At 43.7% G+C, this 23,454-nt stretch carries 18 protein-coding genes and 1 pseudogene; 1 reads left to right on the forward strand and 18 read right to left on the reverse strand.

The window, feature by feature from the left end; all coding sequences use genetic code 11:
* From ACTNEW_RS07640 to ACTNEW_RS07695, 12 genes and pseudogenes are all read right to left on the reverse strand, one after another.
* Positions 1-183 (reverse strand): annotated as a pseudogene (locus ACTNEW_RS07640) (hypothetical protein); the annotation flags it as partial.
* A gap of 92 nt (positions 184-275) precedes the next feature.
* Positions 276-401, reverse strand: a complete 126-nt coding sequence (locus tag ACTNEW_RS07645; RefSeq protein WP_441059646.1) for an RHS repeat-associated core domain-containing protein — start codon at positions 399-401, stop codon at positions 276-278.
* Positions 402-453: 52 nt separating this feature from the next.
* Complete coding sequence (locus ACTNEW_RS07650) at positions 454-795, reverse strand: DUF4368 domain-containing protein (protein WP_441059648.1); 342 nt, start codon at positions 793-795, stop codon at positions 454-456.
* A gap of 6 nt (positions 796-801) precedes the next feature.
* Positions 802-2,067, reverse strand: a complete 1,266-nt coding sequence (locus ACTNEW_RS07655) for a recombinase family protein (RefSeq protein WP_441059650.1) — start codon at positions 2,065-2,067, stop codon at positions 802-804.
* Positions 2,045-2,242, reverse strand: coding sequence for a hypothetical protein (locus tag ACTNEW_RS07660; protein WP_441059652.1), 198 nt, complete (start codon positions 2,240-2,242; stop codon positions 2,045-2,047). Before ACTNEW_RS07660 ends, ACTNEW_RS07655 begins: the two co-directional genes overlap by 23 nt.
* Positions 2,243-2,466: 224 nt before the next feature.
* Positions 2,467-2,904 carry a hypothetical protein gene (locus ACTNEW_RS07665; protein ID WP_441059654.1) on the reverse strand — a complete coding sequence of 146 codons (438 nt, stop codon included), beginning with the start codon at positions 2,902-2,904 and terminating at the stop codon, positions 2,467-2,469.
* A gap of 15 nt (positions 2,905-2,919) precedes the next feature.
* A complete protein-coding gene (locus ACTNEW_RS07670) occupies positions 2,920-4,197 on the reverse strand; it encodes an RHS repeat-associated core domain-containing protein (RefSeq protein ID WP_441059656.1) in 1,278 nt (425 codons plus the stop codon).
* Positions 4,198-4,260: 63 nt separating this feature from the next.
* On the reverse strand, positions 4,261-4,686 hold the full coding sequence (locus ACTNEW_RS07675; RefSeq protein WP_441059658.1) for a phage holin family protein: 426 nt from the start codon (positions 4,684-4,686) through the stop codon (positions 4,261-4,263).
* Positions 4,687-4,816: 130 nt separating this feature from the next.
* Complete coding sequence (locus tag ACTNEW_RS07680) at positions 4,817-5,461, reverse strand: hypothetical protein (protein ID WP_441059660.1); 645 nt, start codon at positions 5,459-5,461, stop codon at positions 4,817-4,819.
* Between the two features lie 127 nt (positions 5,462-5,588).
* On the reverse strand, positions 5,589-12,173 hold the full coding sequence (locus ACTNEW_RS07685; protein ID WP_441059662.1) for a DNRLRE domain-containing protein: 6,585 nt from the start codon (positions 12,171-12,173) through the stop codon (positions 5,589-5,591).
* Positions 12,174-12,201: 28 nt separating this feature from the next.
* Positions 12,202-12,522, reverse strand: coding sequence for a hypothetical protein (locus ACTNEW_RS07690; RefSeq protein ID WP_441059664.1), 321 nt, complete (start codon positions 12,520-12,522; stop codon positions 12,202-12,204).
* 263 nt (positions 12,523-12,785) lie between these two features.
* Positions 12,786-13,007 carry a hypothetical protein gene (locus ACTNEW_RS07695; protein WP_441059666.1) on the reverse strand — a complete coding sequence of 74 codons (222 nt, stop codon included), beginning with the start codon at positions 13,005-13,007 and terminating at the stop codon, positions 12,786-12,788.
* Positions 13,008-13,710: 703 nt separating this feature from the next.
* Between ACTNEW_RS07695 and ACTNEW_RS07700 the strand changes: the two genes are divergently transcribed.
* Positions 13,711-14,370 carry a DUF3786 domain-containing protein gene (locus ACTNEW_RS07700; protein WP_441059668.1) on the forward strand — a complete coding sequence of 220 codons (660 nt, stop codon included), beginning with the start codon at positions 13,711-13,713 and terminating at the stop codon, positions 14,368-14,370.
* A 179-nt stretch (positions 14,371-14,549) separates the two neighbouring features.
* Here the strand turns inward: ACTNEW_RS07700 and ACTNEW_RS07705 are convergent, their stop codons facing one another.
* The 6 genes from ACTNEW_RS07705 to ACTNEW_RS07730 form a co-directional block, all read right to left on the reverse strand.
* Positions 14,550-15,512 (reverse strand): lysozyme inhibitor LprI family protein, encoded by a 963-nt coding sequence (locus tag ACTNEW_RS07705; protein WP_441059670.1) that lies wholly within the window; start codon positions 15,510-15,512, stop codon positions 14,550-14,552.
* Between the two features lie 39 nt (positions 15,513-15,551).
* Positions 15,552-16,508, reverse strand: coding sequence for a Gfo/Idh/MocA family protein (locus ACTNEW_RS07710; RefSeq protein ID WP_441059672.1), 957 nt, complete (start codon positions 16,506-16,508; stop codon positions 15,552-15,554).
* A gap of 43 nt (positions 16,509-16,551) precedes the next feature.
* Complete coding sequence (locus ACTNEW_RS07715; protein WP_441059674.1) at positions 16,552-18,159, reverse strand: glycoside hydrolase family 43 protein; 1,608 nt, start codon at positions 18,157-18,159, stop codon at positions 16,552-16,554.
* A gap of 124 nt (positions 18,160-18,283) precedes the next feature.
* Positions 18,284-20,542 carry a glycoside hydrolase family 95 protein gene (locus ACTNEW_RS07720; protein WP_441059676.1) on the reverse strand — a complete coding sequence of 753 codons (2,259 nt, stop codon included), beginning with the start codon at positions 20,540-20,542 and terminating at the stop codon, positions 18,284-18,286.
* An 18-nt stretch (positions 20,543-20,560) separates the two neighbouring features.
* The gene (locus ACTNEW_RS07725; protein WP_441059678.1) at positions 20,561-22,072 is read right to left on the reverse strand and encodes a response regulator transcription factor; all 1,512 of its coding nucleotides are present in this window, start codon (positions 22,070-22,072) and stop codon (positions 20,561-20,563) included.
* A gap of 85 nt (positions 22,073-22,157) precedes the next feature.
* Positions 22,158-23,447: an ABC transporter substrate-binding protein gene (locus ACTNEW_RS07730; RefSeq protein ID WP_441059680.1), complete on the reverse strand. Its 1,290-nt coding sequence runs from the start codon at positions 23,445-23,447 to the stop codon at positions 22,158-22,160.
* Positions 23,448-23,454 lie beyond the last annotated feature (7 nt).

Consider the following 23,454-nt stretch of genomic DNA (forward strand, 5'->3'; position numbering starts at 1 on the left):
GTATTCATCATACATACCCAGTTTCATTTTAAGTTGTTCAATGAACATCAGGATATTTTTATAGTCTGCAGTTACCTGGATATTTGCAAAAATGCGGTCTTCTTCGCCGATCACCGGCTCCATTGCACAAAGTGTGTAATTTTTACTATGGACATCCATCCCAATTTTGATTATTCTATACATAGTGGCCTCCTTTTGTATGTGGTAATCCCTGTTACCATTGTTCTCGTCAAACTTTAGTATACAGGTAAATCCACGTTATTACAAATGTGAGGTCACTTCATATTATCTAAAACATCAATACTATCGGTGCTTATAAACCTTCTGATCTCCGGATCATAATATCTGTTCTTCAGGTAATACAGTCCCGTCTCGGCTGGGCTTCTATATGTACCCGGCAATCACTCTTGTGATTGCACGGTCGTTATTCTCACTTTGATTCCTGTTTCAAATTTAGTCTGCCGTTCCGATGAAACGGTAGACAATGGTAATTTCCTGCTGTCGGCATCCGTCCACCTTAACGGTATGCCCAATCTCGATCCGCTCAATTAACTGATTAAGCATATTTTCTGTGAGCGTTTCAACATTCAAATACTCATCCAGCACGTTTTTCAGCTTCTGTACATTCTGCTCGTCGTTTCCCTCAACGCCTAACTCTGCTTCAATCACCGCAAGTCTCGCGGTGATTTGCTTTTGCTCCTGGGTGTAATCGGTCAGCATGGAATGGTAGCTTTCCGAGTCCAGAAGATCGGCAGCAAAATCCTCATACAGCTTTTTAATAATTCTTTTCAGCACAGACAGTCACTTGTTGATTTTTGCCTGTTCCGCTACCAGCTTGTCCGTTTTCACTCGTTTTGCAGATTGCTTTTGGATTTGCTCCAACAGCTCACCGCTTTCGATTTGCCTTGCAATATTTCGCACCCGTTTCAGCACTTCCGCATACAGATCATCATAGTAGATATAATGATTGTGTTTGCAGTCTTCGGGATTGCTGTAGTGGTTTGTGCAACGGATCAGCGGCGTTGGCCCGGCTTTCAGCGGCTTCATCATCAGCGTCATTCGTTGTCCGCACTCGGCACAGAAAGTCAAATCCCGGAACACATTGTCAAAATTGTGTTTTTTCGGCCTGTGTCGCAGAGTAATCAGCGTTTGCACTCGCTCATAGTCATCACGTCTGACTAACGGCTCGTGACAGTCGGAAACAACGATCTGCTGCTCTTTCGGCACTCTGACACATTCCTTGGTCTTGTAGTTGATGACCTCAGCCTTGTGATTTACCATATCCCCGGTATAGACCTGATCCCGAAGAATGGCTCTTACCGTCTGATAGCACCAGTTGAAAAGAGAGTCCTTGCTCTCCTGATACCTCAAAAAGCGTGTGTCGCCGTTCTGGGCCTTGTAAACGCCCGGTGTGATTATTTTCCTTTCGGTCAGTATTCTGCTTATTTGGATCAGGCTGTGTCCGGCAAGGGAAAGACGGAAGATTTCCTTCACAACCTCGGCGGCTTCTTCGTCTACGATCAAGCGGTTTCGGTTTTGTGGGTCAACCTTATAGCCGTAGGGTGCCTGTGCGCTGATATAATACCCTTTGAAGGCTCGTTGGCGTTTAGCTGACTTCACTTTCCGGGACAAGTCCCTTGCATACATGTCGTTCAAAATATTCTTGAACGGTGCAATATCGTTATCCTCCCGGTTGGTGTCGATTCCGTCATTCACGGCAATATACCGTACCCTTTTTCGGGTGAAATACACATCGGTGTAATAGCCGGTTTGGATATAGTCTCTGCCCAGTCTGCTCAGATCCTTGGTAATGACAAGGTTGACCTTGCCACTGTCAATGTCTTCGAGTAATTTTGTGAATGCCGGTCGGTTGAAGTTCAGTCCCGAATAGCCGTCATCCGCATAGATCTCGTAGATGGGGAATCCTCGTTCGTGGCAAAAGTCCGTCAGCATCATTTTCTGTGTTTCAATGCTGACGCTTTCACCTGCCTGTTCATCGTCCTTGCTGAGTCTGCAATAGACTGCTGCGCTGTAAATAATTTGCTCATTCCTCACTTGTTCCATCATCTGCTCCTTTCCCGGAACAAAGTGAATCCTGAGATCGTTCGGTCAGTTCAATTATACTTGGCTTTGTACCCTCAGTCAATGCGGCAGCATTTGACAGAAACACCGCTGCAAAGATATCTTCCGTTTTGCATTTCCCTTGGTAGGTTTCATGAACAATCAGTTTAACTTTTCCCATAGTCGCCTCCTTAATGAGAATAACAGTTGATGGGACAAACTCCCTCCAACTGTTTCCTCACTCAAAGGCAAAAATGTAAGCCTTAATTTTAAAAATTCATATAATTTTTTACAAAAAAGAATGGTAGCTGCTATGTACCAGCAAGCATCGCCGATGGATTACCATGGCGCTTGTCAGGAGTACTCCTGAAACCCTTTTTCGATTTTTCGTTTTTCGATATGACTCTAAATCGTCACATAAATTTCCTTCGCCCCAATGAATTCATCCACAGCTCTCCACCGAACTTTTGATGCACATATTGTAGTTCCTGTATAGCTTTCTATATCCTTTTCTGATAACCCACCGCAATCACACCAATAAATGCAATCTTCCTTTAAAATCATAGTTGCATCAAGTATTTCACAGGTATAGTTTTCGTCATTTGGAAATAGTTTTAAGTACTTTAGCCCCACAAATTGCATTTCAACTACAGATGGATTTTCAAACTGTCGTTGAATAATCATATTCAATATTCTTTGGCTATTAACTGGCAACATACCTAATTTTTCATTTACATATGCACCGCTAATGTATTTAATTTCTTTTAAACAACTGTCGTGGAAACAATACATAGCATCCATAAAGCTATTTAAATCCTTTTCGTTTTCAATTTCATTCCACATTTTTTTCTCCTTTAGTTATCCAAAAATCATTATCAGCCCTTCGCCTACACCTGCCCCAAGTGGTCCAAAAAGAAAGTCATCCGCAACTCCTACGACTGTTACATCATCGGCGGCAACAGCTATTATGCCCACAGTACATATGAAAACCAATCCCACTCCAATTACTGGTTCCCAATTCATTTTGTAAGAAGGATCGGGTGAAAGATGGTCTTTCCCTCTTTCGCCATTTTTCCACTCATGGTCATGTGGGAAAGGCATGTTGCCAGGATGATTATAGTCCCGGTCTCTTTCGGGATTGCCATCCGGTCCATACCAACGCTTCTGTTTTGGGGTTCCGTCTGGATTTGGCAAAGTTTGACTTGATCCGGGCTCTCCTTTTTTAGGCAAGCTATTCGAGCTTGCTTTCAGTATGTTTGATGCCGATGATACTGCAGACTTGACCGTGTTGACAACAACAGTAACGGCTTTCTTAACCGCACTAACCACTGCACTTGCAGCATTTTTTATCCATTGCGGCCAGTGACCAGTGTGGTCGCTCATATTCACCGGATTGTTCATACAATAGGAGAAAAGGTTATAACCACGAACATCTCCACCAACACCGGCAATCGCATCATCCGCATTTATCCACCGACCGATCTCAGGATCGTAATAACGGCTGGATACATAATACCATCCCGTCTCTGTATCGTAATAATATCCTCTGTATCTAAACGGATTCTTCTTTCCAAGGGTTTCGGACATGCTTCCGGTGATGCTCATCACCCTGCCCCAGCTGTCATAAGTATATCTTACCACTTCGTTTCCTTTAGAGTCAATCATTGCAATGACATCATTCTGGACATTACGGACATAAGTATAGAAGACACTGTCGTAGGTTACTGAGATAACGTTTCCGGCGGAGTCATAACGGTACCACAGATTCTTCTCACTTCCCGTACGCTCGGATACCAGCAGGTCCCCTGCATAGCGGAACTGGGTCGTCACGCCGTCCACCACTTTTCTGGTACGGTTTCCGGTATGGTCATAGAAATACTGGATGCTCTTACCGTTCTGCACGGAAGCAAGCTTCCTTCCCTGTGTCCAGGTGTAGGTGGTGCTGCCTTTGGTGAGCATGTTGCCGATGGCATCATAGGTCATGGCTGTGCCGTTCCAGTTCAGCAGCTTATCTTTCCAGACAGTGTCATACGTTCCGGTCTTTGTCTCGGCAGCGGCAGCCGGAAGGGTTCCCGTGGTATAAGCATATTCTTTCTCGCTTACCAGGTTGCCTCCAAGATCATAGCTGTAGGTCACCGTCTTGTTCAGAACCTGGTTGTCCTCACAGGTCAGACGGTTCAGCTCATCATACTACCCATTTCACTTCACCCCGTTTTCTGCATTTGTTTTTAAAATATCAATTCCTTTCCTGATGCAGAGGGGCATTGGCAAGCCCATAAGTCCGGCATTTTCTGCAATAGACAGAGCTTCATTGGCAATAAATCCAATACAAACTGCATCACGCAAATAATCCGTATGCATCAAAGCATCCAGATGTGCCGCAACCAGCACATAGAACAGTGTCATTGCCTTCCTGCAAAGCCCTTTCCATCCGGCATGGCTTTCCAAGGCACCATTTTGGGATTTTGGACTTTTCCCAAACACTCCCGGCAAGATGATTCCTCCTGTGATCCAGTCTATTGCCATAAAAACCACCAGTGTTTGCAGCGCCATATCCCATCCGCCGAACAGCTCTGCCACAGCGCTTCCTATAAGGGCTGTTATTGTTAAGATTTTGTATTTCATAAACTTTCATCTCCATTCATTTTCAATACTTTCTTAAAAAAGGGTACAAAAAAGGAAACGGCCGGTGTAAACCGCTCCCTCACACAATAATATTTGGTAAATTCATATTGTCATCCAAGCAATTACATATTTATTCTTTTTCTTTCTTCTTTCGCACATCTCTTGTTTTTTTTCTTGCTTCAACCATCGTTTTGTAATATTCTTCTTTTGCAATCTCTTCTGTTCTTGTCACTTTTATCCCCCATTCTTCCATCTGCTCAAGAATTCTTTTTCGATTACTGTCAGTAAATGAAACGGATGTCCAATCTGCCCTTGACCAGATCACAGCAAAACAATTCCAGAAATTAAATGACAGAAAAATATCTTTTGCCGAATATATTTTTCCGTTCCTTTTTTTTAGCTTTGTTGAAAAGACAATACCATGATATCCCCATTTTCCGATTCCCCATCTGTCCTCCCTGATAATTTCGAATTCACTCCATCTATGTCTCTTTTTAAATCCAAGCCAGCTAACCATACAACCATCCGCATCCATCGTAAGTACACGCATTTCGGCAAATACCAAAGAGTAGATATACATTGTATCTATTATTAATAGTGTAATAGATAGTATTATAAATGCCAGCATATCAGATACATCTATATTTCTCCCATCTGGGAAACAATTATAAAGGAAATAGCAAATTGCCAAACTGAGTATTACCATCAAAATAATATTTGAAAACAGCGCCTTGGATTTTATTATTAATTTATCGTCTTTCTTTTGAATAGTCATACTATCACTCCTTTGCATTCAACAGATGGCTTGCTGTCCTGCCATACACAATATAAAAATTGCATATAGCAGGATAGCTTTCATAAGGCCTAACAAACAATCAAGTTGCATGGCTAACACATATTTTTTAAATATATACCTTATACGTAAAACCGGCTTCCGATAAATAGATCTTATATCTGGTTCTCACGCCAGTCTTTCCATTATATGAGGCTCCATATCCAATGAAGCGTCCGGCAGACTTTTTATAGATGTGAAGTGTCTTATCGTAACCAATCTTATTGCGTTGTGAAATACCAGCATTAACACCTGCTGCAACCAAATTCCCGCCAGTTCCAAATGTTGCAGAATATATTGCACTGATACCAATGTTTAATGATTTTCCACCGATAATGCTTCCCAAATTTCCCATACAAGTCGTTCCAACAAAAGCAGCAGAAGTACTTGCTACAATTTCTCCTATATTCCCCCCATCCTTCTTGGTCATATAATAAGCACAAGCTCCACTTGCAATTCCTCCCACATATGGATTTATTCCAGAAAGTGCTCCATTTATCCCCGCTGCTATACCATCGTCATAATCAAATTTCTGGCCTGTAACTTTTGCAGCAATCCAACATGAACCTATATTTATTACAGCTCCTACTGCAGCCCCTATTATCATTTTTCCTACAGTACTCGTTGCAAAACCAACTAATGCTGCGGTTATCCAAAAATGTCCTTCAATATCAACTCTTGCCACTGGATTGTTGTCACAATACAAATACAGGTTTTTCTCCTTCAACAGTCGTGGGGAAACCACCACAATTCCGGTATCGTCTGCACTTATAAACCTTCTGATCTCCGGATCATAATACCGGTTCTTCAAGTAATACAGTCCCGTCTCTGTATCGTAATAATATCCTCTGTATCTGAACGGATTCTTCTTTCCAAGGGTTTCGGACATGCTTCCGGTGATGCTCATCACCCTGCCCCAGCTGTCATAAGTATATCTTACCACTTCGTTTCCTTTAGAGTCAATCATTGCAATGACATCATTCTGGACATTGCGAACATAAGTATAGAAGACACTGTCGTAGGTTACTGAAATAACGTTTCCGGCGGAGTCATAACGGTACCACAGGTTCTTTTCGCTTCCCGTACGCTCGGATACCAGCAGGTCCCCTGCATAGCGGAACTGGGTCGTCACGCCGTCCACCACTTTTCTGGTACGGTTTCCGGTATGGTCATAGAAATACTGGATGCTCTTACCGTTCTGCACGGATGCAAGCTTCCTTCCCTGTGTCCAGGTGTAGGTGGTGCTGCCTTTGGTGAGCATGTTGCCGATGGCATCATAGGTCATGGCTGTGCCATTCCAGTTCAGCAGCTTATCTTTCCAGACAGTGTCATACGTTCCGGTCTTTGTCACGGCAGCGGCAGCCGGAAGGGTTCCCGTGGTATAAGCATATTCTTTCTCGCTTACCAGGTTGCCTCCAAGATCATAGCTGTAGGCCACCGTCTTGTTCAGAACCTGGTTGTCCTCACGGGTCAGACGGTTCAGCTCATCATACTGATAGCTGATTGATTTCGTAGTGCCGCCGGACGCATTCGTGTCGCTGTCCTGGATCCTTGTGATGTTCCCGTTCCCGTCATACGTATAACCCAGGTTTCTGCTGCCAAGGATCATGGCGCTCGGAAGACTGCTGCGCCTTGTGCTGTCCGTGCTGTTATATTCATAGATCACCGTATGAGGGGTCCCCGTATTGGTCCATGTCTGCATGTCCACCCTTCCCAGGCTGTCATAAGAAGTGGTACGGTAGTAATTACCGGATGCCTTCGCGGTCACCTCCCGCCCATCCTTATCGTAGGTATAGGATGTGGCGATACCGGAAGTCCCGGCACCGTGGTACATGCGGGTCAGGTTATTATTTTCATCATAGGTATACTCGTAGTAATTCCCGTCATTGTCCCTTGCACGCATCAGGCGGTCAAGGAAATCATAATCCAGGTCATAGGATTTCCCGGACGGATAGTTCGTTACCTGGGCCAGGTTCCCCGCGCGGTCATAAACATACCCGTTCAGTTTCTGCTCTGCACCGGAAGCACTCTTATAATAACTCAGCAGCATGCGGTCCTGAGCATCGTAAGTATAACGGATCGAGTCGCCATTTGCATAAGTCACTTTTTTCAGGTTCCCGTTATTCGCCTCATACTCATAATCCACGATCCGGGCGCCTGCCACGGATGCGTTCAGGACATTTCCAAAAGCATCATAGGCAAAACCATAGCTGAAACCGTTATGGCTGATCGCAGTCAGGCGGTCCTTTGTATAGCCATACGTATTCGATACGGTCTTCTTCGTTCCGTCCTGGGTCACTTCCTGTAATACACCGGCCAGCCGGTTGGCACTGTCGTAACTGTAAGCCAGCCTGCCGCCCCTGGCATCTGTCACAGAAGAAAGGATATCTTTATTCTCATCCCACGCATACTTCACGGTACAGTTTCTTGCGTCCGTTACAGAAGCCACATGGTTCTTTGACGCAGTCATCGCCCTGGTCATCCAGGTACCGGCACTCTGGTTATCAGGCTCCGCGCAGCCGCTCTTAGTCACATTTCCGGCAGAATCATACTCCAGTTTATACACCAGTCCCTGCGCAGAGGTGCCCTTCGTCACATTATGTCTGCTGTCATATGCATAAGTGAATTTATTCCCTTTGGCGTCCGTGATCCCGGTCATATCATTCGTACTGTTATATTCAAATTTTGATGCCTGCTTCTTCGCATCCACAACGGAAATCACATTATTGTCGGCATCATACGTATAGCTCTGGCCGAATTCCTCCCGGAACAGGGAAAGCCCGTCAAAAAACGCGATATTGGCATTATGGCAGTAAGTATAGGATACTTTGATGCTGGAATAATCCTTCTTCGCCACATAAACATCACTTAAAAACTGCCAGTCCAGGATATCCGGGCTGAAATTGGTATAATGGGTATCGTTTGTCCCGTCTGTCCCCACGAACACGACTTCCACCCCGAAGCGGCGCGCCGTATCGTTGGATGTCTCCGGCAGCGGAGTCCCGCGTCCCCAGGCATTCACCATGTAAGTATCGCCTTTTTTGCCCTGCAGATCCAGTGTTTTCGTCAGCTTCTTATTGGCTGCCGGATCACCCAGGAATTTATAGATATGCTCCTCCAGGCCTCCTACTGTTTCTGTTACCTTAGCGGAATTGATCTTCCCGACATAACCGGTCATGTTCAGAGTGATGTTTGTCTGCGGCAGGAACACAAATTCCGTTCCTTTGAGCACCGCATACCATTTCTCCCCGTTGCTCTTCTCCAGGATACCGCGGAGGACAACTGTGGCGCCGGAAGCAGCGCTTCCCATGACAGTGGAGGTCTTCGAAGGCTTCAGGTAATAATTGTCAGCCGCGGTCATCTTTCCTGTCACATAATTCCTGTAGAGCCTGATGACGGAATCTGTGGGCAGATATCCGTAATAACGGGAAGTATCGATCTGCATGCCCAGATAATACCATTTCTTTCCGTTTGCATCAGTGGTGCTGCTCACAATGGAAAGGCTGGTCCCTTTCGGGATCAGTTCTTCCACAGGGGTTCCCGTGTCCGATGCAGAAGCCCGGAGGACTGCGCCTGTCACGCCTGCTGCCGCAGTATGGTTACAGGTACTGCCGCCAAGATAAGGAACCACACTGCCCGAAGAAATATAGCCCCATTGTCCTGAAGCATTCTTCACCCTGTACCAGATCTTCCCGCTGCTGTCCTTATATGCCGCAGAACTTGTCAGATGTTGTCCCTTCGCCACAGTTGCCACCTGGGTGCCGGAAGCAGACGGTGTCTGGTACATGGCTGCAGATGCCTTTGTTACCATCGCCACCTGCATCGGTACATAACAGTCCGCCCCAACAGTCGTCAGGCCGTCTTCCGGATAACCGGTCTTACTGAACCCGGAAGTGCTTCCCCTGTGGAATTCCCCATTATCCACCAGATTGCAGCGGTTGGCCGTCCCACCAGTTTCCAGCTGCGCCATATCGCCATACATCGTCCCAACTGCATGCCATACCACCATATAGATCTTAATGGAATCACTGCTGGCATCCGCAGGCAGGGTAAATGTATTTTTCAGTCGTACAAAATCTGTGGTGGTCGTTTTCAGGATTTCGCTGTCCAGAAGATGCTGTACACCGTCCTTATCCAGATAACGCACCCTCAGCAGGCATCCTCCGTCGGATGCCGCGGAAGTCACTTCTGCCCTGACATACATGGATGCGGTATAGGTCTCTCCTTTTTTAACCGTCACATTCTGAGCCCAATATGCATAACTGCTTTCGGATGTACAGACCGCCTTAAGGGAACGTGTGCCGACCATACAGTATTTCGTATCCGTATTGATGGATGTGCTTCCAGTACCTTCGGCATATACCTTTGCTGCCCATCCGATGGTACCCGCCTGGATAACAGGATCTTTCAGGAGCTGGACAATGTTATCCTGCAGCTTTGTCTCGTTTTCCAGGCGGTTCACATGGTTCCCGTCTTTATTATATTTCCCGCTGGCAGCATGTCCGAACCCGTCATGGATGTGGATCAGGTTCCCGCTGTTGTTAAACCGGAAGATTTCAGCTCTTCCTTTATTATCTGTAAACTTCGTACTGTTGTAACCATAGGACAGGGTAAGGCTGTTTCCTGCCGTACTGCCTCCATATTCCGCGATTTTCTTCACACGGTATGGGGAAGTGCTGTAGTAGGAATACTTCACCTGGTATCCGTCCACATTGGCAAGGGAGCTCAGATTCCTGCCGGAAGTAAACGTATAAGTGATCTTTTGCCCGTCAATGTCGGTGATGGATGTCAGATTATGGTCTGTATATCCAAACGATACTGTCTGGCCGGACGGTGCCTTCACCTGGCTTAAGTCTGTCGGATTGCCGCTGCTGTCTTTAAAGTAGGTCAGGGTGGTCACTCTTCCCGCACCGTCCGTAATTTTCGTGATACGGCTGCTGCTGTAAGTAATGGAAAGCACATTGCTGTTCTTATCGCGGATCTTAACCAGATATCCGCTGCTGCCAAATACCATCTGGTTATCTTCTTTATCCCTGATCACATATGGTTCGGAACTGCCAGTATTCACTATCAGGGTAAATTCCATCCCGGATTCATCTTTCCATTTCTTCTTGTCGGAATCATAGTAAAAATAATGGACTGTTCCGTCACCGTCCGTATGCTTGTAATAGTCCGTATCGGCAATCTTCACTTTCTCCAGCGTCTGATGATAATTTAACCGGAATCCGTAGCCGTAGCCAATGTTTTCTGTCCTGTTATTTGAATTATAGGCATGCTTCAGGCTGACCGGAATACGGCTTCCTCCCATCTCCAGATCCGGGCGTACAAGGATCAGGTTTCCGTTATAATCATTCACATGCACGGTTCCTGCCCTGCCCACGTCCTGGCTGTGGTAATTCCAGAAGTCTTCCAGCCCGGAGTAATTCACATAGGAAATATCAATTCTCGGGCGCATATCCTGATATCCGCTATCACAGTCTGAAGCAAGGAACTCCGTATATCCGGACATTTCATAGTCATCCTTGAACATCAGCCCGAAATTATGTCCATTCTGGTACCAGTCTTTCACCAGCCTTGTCACATCCAGTGTGATATATTTCTGTTTGTCTCCTTTGAATTTGCAGGAATCCTCAATCGTCTCGTCATAGACAGGTTTGTTATTCCAGTTGATCGTTGCAGAATTCCAGTCCTGCATTACACGGTGCACATTGACTGTCCGCTCTTTATTGTCTTCTGCAAGAGATACCAGGACCAGTTTTGCATTCACTACCATATCTCCTGTTTTGATCGTTGGAAGGACAAATTTCAGGAAACTTCTCTGAATATTATCTCCACCCTTTGTCTTCAGGATAATGCTCTGCTGGAAATTGTCCTCTTCCAGAAGGGAATCCACATGGGCATCCATGATATCGGACGCTTTTTTTGATGTGGTGGTCACCGGGTCAATTACAACAGGATATTTTCTCTCCGGTGACTTCAACCATTCTTCATCTGCCTGAAAAAGAATCCTGCAGCAGTCCTTCCCATCCTGCACAAGGGTCAGACTGATCTCCTCTGATTTCACACCTGCCGCATCTTTCATGTATGGAGCATAGACAACAAAGATCTCTTCGCCCTGCCCGTCTACGAAGGACACATGATTCTTCACCTGGATAGCTTCCAGTTTTTTCATCCTGTAGAGGACTGTGACCGTCCCTGATGTTTCCGGTCCTGTCAGGATCAGATCCTCTTTTACTTTTTCGCCGAGAACACGGCATCTTACATCCATCCCCTCCAGGACACCCGAATAAAGAATCCCGTTAACGCCATCAGGGACAGCATCTGCTTTCGCAGCATCCTTTACACCCCAGTGAAGTACCGCACCGTTTTTCTTAACGGTAACAGTTCCCTGTTCCTTCGCATGTTTCGCGAAACGTATCTGAAGCTTTCCTTTTTTATTGATAAGCTCCTTCTCTTTATCTCCTGGTCCTCCCGTCAGAGAAGTATCCTCTTCTGCAGACTCTTCCTGGAGGGTATCGTCCATATCCTTCCAGGAACCGTCCTCCTCCTGGAAATGTACAGCATCCAGATAGATCTCCGCGGTCATGGAATGGTCTGCGTTTTCAAATATTTTTGTGTTTGCTGTCCTCTTACTAATCAGTTCTCTTCGTTTCATCTTTTTCTCTCCAATCTTTTTATACTTTTTATCGTATCAAGAGCTCTTTGATGCAATAAGGATAGCAAACATATGTTCGTTTTTGAATATCAGATTTGTTATATTTTTTTACCAATTGAATATCCAGCATGAGGTTTTCGACCTTTTCATCATCGGAATAATCAAAAAGTTCTTTGATAATGAGCGCACCAACGATCACGTTTACAGGAGTATTCGGTCTGGATGCCTTATCGATGTATAAAACAGAAAAACGCTTTTCGTCAATGGCAGGGAATATTTCATCATCAAATACTTTTGCCCATGAGTTTTCCAGGGCTTTCTGTTCTCTGGCAGTTAATCTGGAAAACATGAGAAAATAGCCCGAATAGGGCGGATTTCAAATATTTTTAGGGCGCTGAACGTCCGGTGGACGTTTGTTTAGCGCCGACCGGAGCGAAGCGCAGATTTTCGGGAGCACAAAGTGCGGAGAAATCCGTGTATCAGAGAGGTCAAAATACCTTTTGACCCCATCATCATGTGATCTTTATTTTTTAATTTTCCAGACTATTTCATTATAAAAGTGAGTATTTGTAAATCTCAGTATCATCCACGCGAAATAACCACCTGCCAGATCTACATCTGTTCCATCACAACATCCTGAATACCATCAAACGCATCCTCCAATGCATCCAGTGCATCTGTCAAAACATCCAGAATATCTTCGTCAGCATCGTCACTCTCATACTCTTCCACAACCTCTTCGAATTCACGCTTCAGTTCCTCCAGATAATCCAAAATCTGCTCAAGCTTATCCTCTTTGTCCGCAAGCGGAGCGATATCAATAAGTCCTGCCATATCTTTTTCCTCCATAATCATTATCTATTTGCTCCAGAACATTGTACCCGTACAGCATCATAAATAAGCGAACCAGTCACATATGATACAAACTGATTCATACATGATATACATCAAATAATGATGGAATCAAAAGGTATTTTAACCACTCTGACACACAGATTCGTCACCTGTGATGTACTGTACCAACGATAAAATGTCATTGAACCTGGCATCATAATAACACATCAGGCTTCATCTATGCAGCCTGGAAATAACAATTTTTTATTAACTGCTCGTGATTTGCAAGTAATATGGACGATTCCTTATTATCCAACATAATATACCATAACTCATCAACTTCACATTGTTTTTATCAAATCGATTATATATAATGATATCATATCAATTCAAAATTCACAAAAAATGATTCTGATATCATAATCTCAGAATAACCGGGTTGTTTCTGTGAATGAATTCAAGTACGCCTCGACGTACTTGCTGCGAGGTGCGCGTCATGCTTCGCATGACATGATACATCTGCGCACCTCTGCAATCCGCCGGAGGCTTTATCTTGGAAGGAGATTGGACTCCCACCAAGACTAAATTGACGTAACTCACCACCTATAGAGGTGGGAGTCTTATCTCATTTCAAGATAAACAGTACTACCTGATTACATACCAGTAAAAACCACTTTGTATATGATTATAGAAGGAGAACACTATGAGCGTAAATTATCATGCTTTCCAGAACAGAGGTTACCTGTTTTCCAACCATGAAACTCTGACAGAACAATGGCACAGTGCTTTTGTCGGATATGATCCTTCCCGTATTTCCCGGATTCTTGATCTGGAATATGATGAAGATTATCTTTATCTGGTTTATTATGGGAAATCTTACCGTTTATGTCTGAGCGACGGTCATCTGGAACGAAAAATCGAAGAAGAATGGACAGATCAGCTGTATTTCAATGAAACTATGAGCATTTATCATCTGCTCCATTATACCAAAGATCAGCCGCGTACTGCCGGAATCTGGGTTCCCAATACTGCACTGGAAGGAGCAGGAGCACATAACCGCAATCTCCCGGATCCTCTCCTTACTCCATTCGCTTCCCGGTTCTCCGGCAAGTCAGATTTACTGGAAAAAGCCTGCATTCAGCTTGGTGGAAACAGACTGGATAGGGGTGATCTCGCCTTCAGGTTTACTTCCTTCCCGCAGATTCCTCTGCAGCTGATTTTCTGGGATGCAGATGAGGATTTTCCTGCACAGGTACAGGTTTTATTTGATAAATATGTGACCGATTATCTGCATTTCGAAACCACCGGATGTGTTATTTCTGATCTTTTAGAAATGCTGGAAAAGCAGGCTGCCGGCCTGTAAATATTCTTTCTCTTGAAACAAAAAGCCGCTCCGGATCTGCTGTTGTAAAGTGATTTACACAGCAAGTCCGGAGCGGCTTTTCCCTAAAATCATGCATAATCAAAGTATACAAATTTCTTTCATAACAATGTACTGAATTTACTTAAGACACCTAATTTATTATCAAAATCACAGTCCTTTTACCGCAGATACTCTGCCAGTTCATACACGCGTTCCCTCGTATATTCTACAGCTGTTGTGTTCTCCAGAAGCGGCTGCAGAGTTCCGCCTTCTGCTTCGGATCCTGCCTCTTTCACAGCAGCTTCTTTTTCCCGGATCCAGTCCAGCTCTTCTTCTGTCAGCAGGTCCATGGCATCTTCCGGCAGAATTTCCTTTATGCGTTTCCACATGGAATTCAGCTCTTCATCCCAGAGTATATAAAGTTCCGCGGAAAGTCTGTTCATTTCCTGCTGTGCAAGCATTCCGCTCTCAAGCTGTTCTTCCATATCTTCCGCCTGTGCGGCAATATCCGCTAATTCCGCATCGATTTCTGACATTTCCGTTCCATCTGCATCATCCATTTTTTCATAACTTCTGAATCCCTCTTCCGCAGCTTCATTATAAAAACCGACAAAAGGCAGTTCTGTTTCTTCCACAGATGTTAAATCATAATATCCCACCCAGCTCCGATACTCTTCCGGAAGTTCAGCAAGAGGCGCGCCCTGAAGATAGAACAGAAATTGCTCTGCATGATCCAGCCCATAGGGATCACTGTTCACATAAAGAACACCATCAACGATCTCCGAAGTATCCGCTTCTTTCTCATATTCCAGGCTTTCAATTTCCACAGAATAGGTATAATCATTCACCTTCACAGGCTCTGTAAACTGCCCGAAAAAGTCACAGACATACACCGTCCCATTGGGATATCCTTCCCCGGTTTCTCCCATATTTGCATCATGGAAAAAACCTTCAAAAGCTCCTTTTTCATCGATTTCCAGAACCGTTCCCCATGCTCCCACACCACTGCTGAATGTAAATGTCAGATTCGAAACATCCTCATAGGAGAATCCATTTTCCGCAAACACAGGCATCGCCTGCACGCCGCACAAAAGCCCGGCAGTACACAAAACGCTCATACATTTCCAATATTTTTTTCCCATACATACCTCCTTCTGCCAAACAGCAGATCGAATCTTTTGTTACTTTCTGCAGTATATCCTGTCAAACAATTCCGCACATCTCAGGGTCTCTTCATGGGGCACGACTGCGCTTTCCACCCGGGATTCCCGGATACATTCCATGACTTCCCGAATCTCATAAACAAAGCCATTGACCGTCTCCTCATCCACAAAATGCTCAGCCATTTTTCCTTCTCTGTCAAAAAGAAAGGCTTCCTCTCCATAATGCACATGCGGAATTTCCAGGCGCCCGCAGGTTCCGGATATCGTCAGTTTTTCATCCAGCATGGAAACACAGCTGGCCGTAAGAATGGCTTCTTTGTCTCTGTACTTCAGGCAGATATGATTGGATGTATCAATGCCTGTTTCATCCCAGAATACAGAAATATCTGTCTTCTCAATCTCGTGTCCAAAGAACCAGGTAGCCAGTTCATAACAGTATACCGTCAGGTCAAAGGCAGCTCCGCCGCCCAGATTCGGGTCAAAGTTTCTCCGGTTCTTTTCTTTGTCAAACGCCGTCCCGACTGCAATCGTTAAGCAGTTGGGTTCACCGATTTTTCCTTCTGCAATCCAGTCCTTCGCTTTTTTTACAGCAGGCAGAAAACGGCTCCACATAGCTTCCATAACAAATACGCGGTTTCTCTCGGAAGCCCCGAAAATATCCTTCGCATCCGCGCTGTTCATAAACATTGCTTTTTCACACAATACTGGTGTTTTATATTGCATGCACAGCTTTGCCAGACGATAATGGGAGTCCGGTGTCGTAGCAATATAAACACAATCCGGCTGTTCTTTCTTAAGCATTGTTTCATAATGATCATACGCCTTCGGAATATGGTTTCTGCGTGAAAATTCCTTCGCCCGTTCCATGGATTTGCTGGCGACCGCCGCTACTTCACAGCCCTCCACACGACTCACTGCATCGCAGAATTTCCCCGCAATATTTCCCGCACCCATAATTGCAAACCGAAAATTCATTGTACTTTCCCCCCATTCTGTTGTTCAAACCATCACTCAATAGTTAAATTCCATGATAATGAAACCAGTCAAAATCCGCATAATTTTCACTGCCTTTTCCTGCTGATACAGCATACATACCGATATAAGTTCCTGTAAATCCGCCATTAACCGAAGAGCTCAGTATTTCTGCCGGTACGGTCAGTCCACAGTCAATTCTTTCGGATTCTCTGTATCCGTAGGCAAATGTATAATTGCTCTCATTTCCCTGAATCTGCAAATAAATTCTCCCGGTATCTTTTATCGGAATTTCGCTCAGAAGTGTCGTCTTTCCATATTCTGTCTTTTTGATCAGAAGCACAAAATCAGTACCTTTTTTTGCTTTTGTAAATGTAATATGGAAACGATCATCCTGAAGAAGCACTGCGCCTGCTTCCTCACAATCAGCTGCCGGTGTAAATTCCATGGCTGTTTTTGCCAGAAAACGCATATGCTGCTGTCTCCTTCCGACAAAAGACGGGGTGTTAATTTCTTCAAGAGTTTCCTTACGAAGCTTTAATCTGAGAAATCCACTTCTTTCCGTCAGAGAATAGAAGTTTTCCACAGGCTGGTGCAGGGTATTCCACATCATTCTCAGTTCTTCATCTTCAAAATTATCACTGCTGTCATCCATATGCGCAATATACTCCGGAAGCTCCGGCTTACGTTCCCATTCATTTACAATGCCATTTTCTGACGCTGCAATCGGCCATCCATCTTCGCTCCATGCCATTGGAAGGAGGAAAGTTTCTCTTCCAAGATTATAAAAAATATTTCCATTCTCATTCCGATAATCTTCTTTCTTCTTCGCCTCATAAGGACGGACTCCAAGAAGTACCATCCACCATTCTCCATTCTGGGTTTCAATCAGGTCTCCATGTCCTGTTACGGAAATATCACGATCCAGCGGAAGGTGTCTGTGACTTACTACCGGGTTTCTCTGACATACTTCATAAGGTCCTGTCACAGAACTGCTTCGCGCCATCATAACACTGTGATTGGTAAACGTGCCTCCCTCTGCTACCATCAGATAGTACATTCCATTTATTTTATAAATGTGCGGTGCTTCAAGCCATTTCCCTCTTGTGGTAATGCCATCCCACAAAATTTTTCTCTCACCTTTAAACTGCAGCGTATCTTTGTCTAACTCGCAAAGATAAATTCCATGATGTCCTTCATAAAGATTTTCTTTGCAGATATAATTACCAACATACCATACAGAACCATCTTCATCAAAAAACAGACTGCTGTCTATTCCGTCTGCTCCTTCTACAAAAACAGGATCACTCCACGGTCCTTCCGGTCTGTCTGCCGTAATAATATAGTTATCTCTTCTTGCTTCTCTTCCCTCCGACACAAGGGTATTTATGATGTAAAATTTCCCCTCATGATAACGGATCGTGGGAGCCCACAGGCCCAACGAGGCTTCGCAGTTTTTATAGTCCAGCTGGTCTGGTCTGTGTATTCCATGACCAATCTGTTCCCAGTGGATCAAATCTTTACTGTGATGGATCGGCAGCCCCGGATAATACGCAAAAGAAGACGTGACCATATAATAATCTTCCCCGACACGGCAAATTGACGGATCCGGATAAAAACCGGACAATATTGGATTTCTGAATTTCCCTCTCATTTTCTTTTCCTCCCTGATATCATAAATTATTTGACACTACCTATCCTTTTTCATTCCTGTTTCTTACATTCACAGTAACTCTTTTTACTTAAGTATACACTAATCTGACATACTCTGCCCAGCTTTAAGCACAACATTCTTTTAATATCAGATTTGAATCAAATACATATTCCTTATCTTTTTCCAGCAGGCATTCTTTCATTATGTCGTTATACTGCAGAACCAGTTTTTCTGTATTGCCCATTTTAATCCGGAATACAGTAAGTTTTCCATCTTTCCACTCCATCGCAATCTGTCCGTTTCCTCTGATCCGCAAACCGGATACCGTTCCGTCTGTCAGCACATCTCCTGCCGCCGGAAGAATCACAACTCTGCCATTCTGACTCTGAACCAGCATTTCACAAATTGCAGCAGCTGCACCAAAGTTTCCATCGATCTGGAAAACTTTTCCCCTTTTGCAGTCATACGGATGATTATCCATCAGATTATCAAATGTTGATGTCTGCAGCAATTTTTTCAGATTATCATAAGCAAGCTCTCCATTTTTAAAACGGCTCCACAAAGAAATAATCCATGCTCTGCTCCATCCTGTATGCCCGCCGCCAAATGATAATCTACGTCTCAATGTTTTCTCTGCAGCTTCCATCAATTCCGGCGTTTCGTACTCATTAATCTCACTTCCCGGAAACACACCAAATAAATGGGAAATATGGCGATGTCCCGGTTCTTCCTCTTCATAATCTTCCATCCATTCCATAAGCTGTCCATGTTTTCCGATATGAAGTCCCGGTATTTTTGACGCCATTTCCCGGACATCACAGGTTAATGTATTTTCAATTCCAAGAAGGGCAGAGGCATCCATAAAATCTCTGAACAGATTATGGAGAATTTCGCAGTCCATCGCCGGAGCCATGCACATACATCCCTTCGTTCCGTTTTCCATGATATATGTATTTTCCGGAGAAACAGAAGGAGAAGTAGCCAGATATCCTTCTTTTGTTTCCACAAGGAAATCTTTAAAAAACAAAACGGCATCTTCAAGAATTCCATAATACTTTTTCACAAATTCCAGATCTTTTGTAAATCTGTAATGCTCCATAATATGCAGGGAAAGCCATGCCCCTCCCATAACCCAGTAAGTTGCCGGAATATACTGATCCTGCGGTGCAGTGTCTGCATGAATGTCCGTATTATGATGTGCCACAAATCCTCTGCATCCGTACATTTCTTTGGCTGTCTTTTTTCCGCTCTCACGAACACGCTCCAAAAGTGCAAAGAATGGCTCATAACATTCCGAAAGGTTGCACACATCTGCCGGCCAGTAGTTCATCTGAAGGTTGATATTAATGGTAAACTTGGAGTCCCATGCCGGGTCGATTTCACCATTCCAGATTCCCTGAAGATTCGCGGGTAATCCTCCTTTTCTGCTGCAGGAAATCATGAGATAACGCGCATAATGAAAATACAGTGCAAACAATCCGGGATCTTCTTTTCCCTGACGCAGACGTTCCAGTCTTTCATCCACAGGAAGAACTTCCGCCTCTTCATCCCGCGCAAATTCCAGTTTCATTTTATGATAAAGTCTTCCAAAATCAGTCTGGTGATCTTTTTTTAATTCCTCCAGCGTTTTTCTTTCCGCTTTATCCAGAATCTCTTCCGTCATCTGATTCGGTGTCTGACTTCGGAAGGTGGTTGCCGCACTAAAAAGCAGGACTGCACAGGACGCATTGTCAATGATCAAATGTTCTCCTGTTGTTTTTACATTCCCATCACATTCCATACAGCGCAGTGCTCCATAAAATCCAAGTCCGCTGTTGTTTCCTTCAAATGCAATTTCTTTCTGCCCTGATGCATATGCCCGGTCAAAATGTCTGCCTCTGTCCAGTCTGCAGTGAAAATCCAGTTTTTTCTCACCCTGCGCACGAAGTACAATCACGATACAGTCATCCGGAAAAGAAGCAAATACACTTTGGCAATAAACAGTTCCATCCACTATAAATTCCGTATATGCCTCTGCATCTGCAAGCTTCAGCTCCCGTTTATAGCTTTTGGGTGTCCCGTTTATTCCATGATGTAATATTTTTATCTCACCAAGAGTCTGATAAGCCCTCTGGTATTGTGGTGTTCCTGACAGGGCGTCTACTGCTGTTCTCTGTGCCTGCGGGATTTTCCCTTCCTCCAGCAATTTCCGGATCTTCGGAAGATACTGCATACTGTCCGGGTTTATCCTGTTTCTTTCTGCTCCGCTCCATACAGATTCTTCATTGACCTGTATCGTTTCCTCACAAACACCCCCGTATACCATTGCCCCAAGCCTTCCATTACCTACCGGAAGTGCTTCATCCCAATACTTCGCACTCTTTCTATACCATAACCGTTCCATATTATCATTATCTCCTTTTTATTCCTTATCTGATCTTTCTTCGCACAATTTTTTATACTCCGAAATTGTCATTTTCTCATAATTTTTAAATACCTTACAAAAATATCTCTGATCCGAAAATCCAAGCTGTTCCGCCACATAAGCCGCTTTCAGCGAGGGGTTCGTACGGAACATATTTTTTGCCTCTTCTACTTTTAATAAAATAGACCATTTCATAGGCGTTATCCCTGTATGATAACTTACAACACGAACAATATATGACTCCGAAAAATGAAATTCATCCACCAGATCCTTCAGGCACACATTTTCATATACATGCTTTTTCAAATAATCCAGAACCCGATCCGATAATTCTTTCATAGAAATTCCATTTTCGTTTACATTCATTTTTTCAATATTCTGATAAATTCTTATGACCGCATCTATTACATCCTGCACACAATAACAGTCCAACAGTTCTTTTTCCACTACTTCCAAAATATTTTCATCCAGCATACACTTGCTTACTTCCAGCATTTTTTCTGCTGTTCCTACCACAAGACGCTTAATCAGAATTGCCGGATATTCCTCCAGACCTTCCTTCAGAAAAAATCCCTGAATCGCCTCCGCCATCTTCTGCTGGTTTTTCGCCTTCATTCTTTTCTCCAGAATCGGTTTAAATTCTGCCAGTTTTCTTTCCACCTGAGATGCCGGAATGATACGCTGTCTGTATCCATCTTCTTCCCATAACATGCTTTTTCCAATTACAAGAAGACAGCTCAATTCCTGATAACTTTTTAAAATCACCGGATATGTTTCACAGATATCCAGATATGGCTTAGATAAATATACGTTTATCATAGCATATTTTTTTAAAAGAGTATTGATCAATCCCAGTGCCAGTCCCTGAACATTTGGCAGATACTCCGTCCGCTTCCGATAAAAAACTATTCCAAATGTTTCATAGTTCATCTTAAATATCACATAATCCAGATGGTACTGCATACTCTCAATATATTGCCTCAGTTCCTCTTCTGCATTCAGCCCGCCCTTTGTCCCAAAAACACCAAAACGAAGCAGCATAACCTGACACTGAATGTCTGTATACTGCTCCTCCTTTTGAAGCATAACCCCTGAAGCAGTCTTAAGAAGCGCCTGTTTGATCGCATCAGATTCCCTGCCCATGCTTTCTGTGTAAAGACCTTTTGCTATATCAATAATTTTCTTGTCATCAAATGGTTTTAACAAATACTGATCTACCTTCAGAGCAATTGCTTCCTGGGCAACCTTAAAATCTTCATATGCAGAGATAATGACAATTTTTACTTTTGGAAACATTTTTTTCACTTCTGTAATCAGTTCAATACCACTCATTTTGGGCATTCTGATATCTGTGATAACAGCATCCACACCATTCTTTGCCATCTGAAGCGCACTTTCTCCATCAAATGCCGATTCTATACTAACATCCGATGGGAGTGCTTTTTTCAATATTCCTGATATATAACGGTTAATTCTTACATTATCTTCCACTACTATGATTTTATACATATAACATCTCCAAAAAAGGGGCATACCCCACCCATAACCCGCGGTGTGATGCCCCTTGTTTATGAAACCTATTTATGAAATCTGATTAAAATCCTTCATACCCTGCCTGTTTCATTAAGTCAGCAAAGATATCATCCCACTGTGTCATAACTTCTTCAGGAGTAATCAGTTCTGCAAGCATTTCCTGATACAGAGCCCATAACTGACTCATATCAACTCCAACATAACTGTTAAATTCACGAACAACTTTACCCTTATCCAGATATTCTGTATTAAAGACTTCCTGCTGTCCGGATACTGCTTCCGGTTCAACACCTTCTACTGTCGGAATATATGGACTTACTTTTTCAGAAATTGCCCCCGCTTCCGGTGTAGATACGAAATCAATATATTTCTTAGCGGCATCGATATGAGCTGCATCTTTCGGAATAAACATACATCCGGAAGCCTGTGGCTGTGCCATGCTCAGTTCAATGTCATCTACGAAAGGCATTGGGAAGAATCCAAATTCATACTCTGTTCCTTCCAGATCCGGTAAGGTTGTATTGAAAGCTACCATCATTCCATATGCTCCGCTTGTCATTTTACTCGGAGCAGATACCCAGTCATCAGACAGATAGGAATCTCCAAAGTATCCTTTTTCAACCAGAACCATTGCACGTTCAAGAATTTCCTGGAATTCCGGTACTTCACTCCACTTTTTCTCACCAGAGTTGATTGCTTCAGCAGTTCCCGGAATTTTATATGCTTCTAACTGGCCAAAAGTTCCGGAAGTGATAATCTGGAAAGTCCATACTTCTTTATACGGGCTGTAAAGAGGCTGAATTCCGTTGTCCTGCAGTTTCTGACAAACATCAAGAAATGCATCCCATGTCTGTGGAATTTCCAGGCCAAACTGATCAAATAACGTTTTGTTATATACAATACAGCTTCCTTCATTGGAGTACTTCGGCTGGTAGCAGCGGATTACTCCATCTTCATCTGTAACTATAGACGGATCTTTCATTCTGCTCACGAATTCCATATCACTAAGATCCAGCATATTTTCTTTTGCATTGTAATCTGTCTGGCCATTTAAACGGTTACAGATAATGATGTCAGAAGGCTCTCCTGCCGAAATTTTTGTTGATACAACATTTTTATACTGCGCATCCGGTACAAGAATTTCTTCAACTTCAATATTCGGATATTTTTCTTCAAAAGCCGCATAAATCTCCTCATTTACAGCTTCATTATTCTGTGCTTTCATATCCTGAGACATTTCAATTGTAAGAGTAACCTTTTCTTCTCCCTCACCAGCCATAACAGGAGTAGTACCCAGCATAGACATTGTCAGCATTACGGCCATCATTTTCATAAAGTTCTTCTGTTTCATTTTTACC

It is taken from the genome of Blautia sp. HCP3S3_G3, from assembly GCF_052063365.1.
Lineage (GTDB): Bacteria > Bacillota > Clostridia > Lachnospirales > Lachnospiraceae > Blautia_A.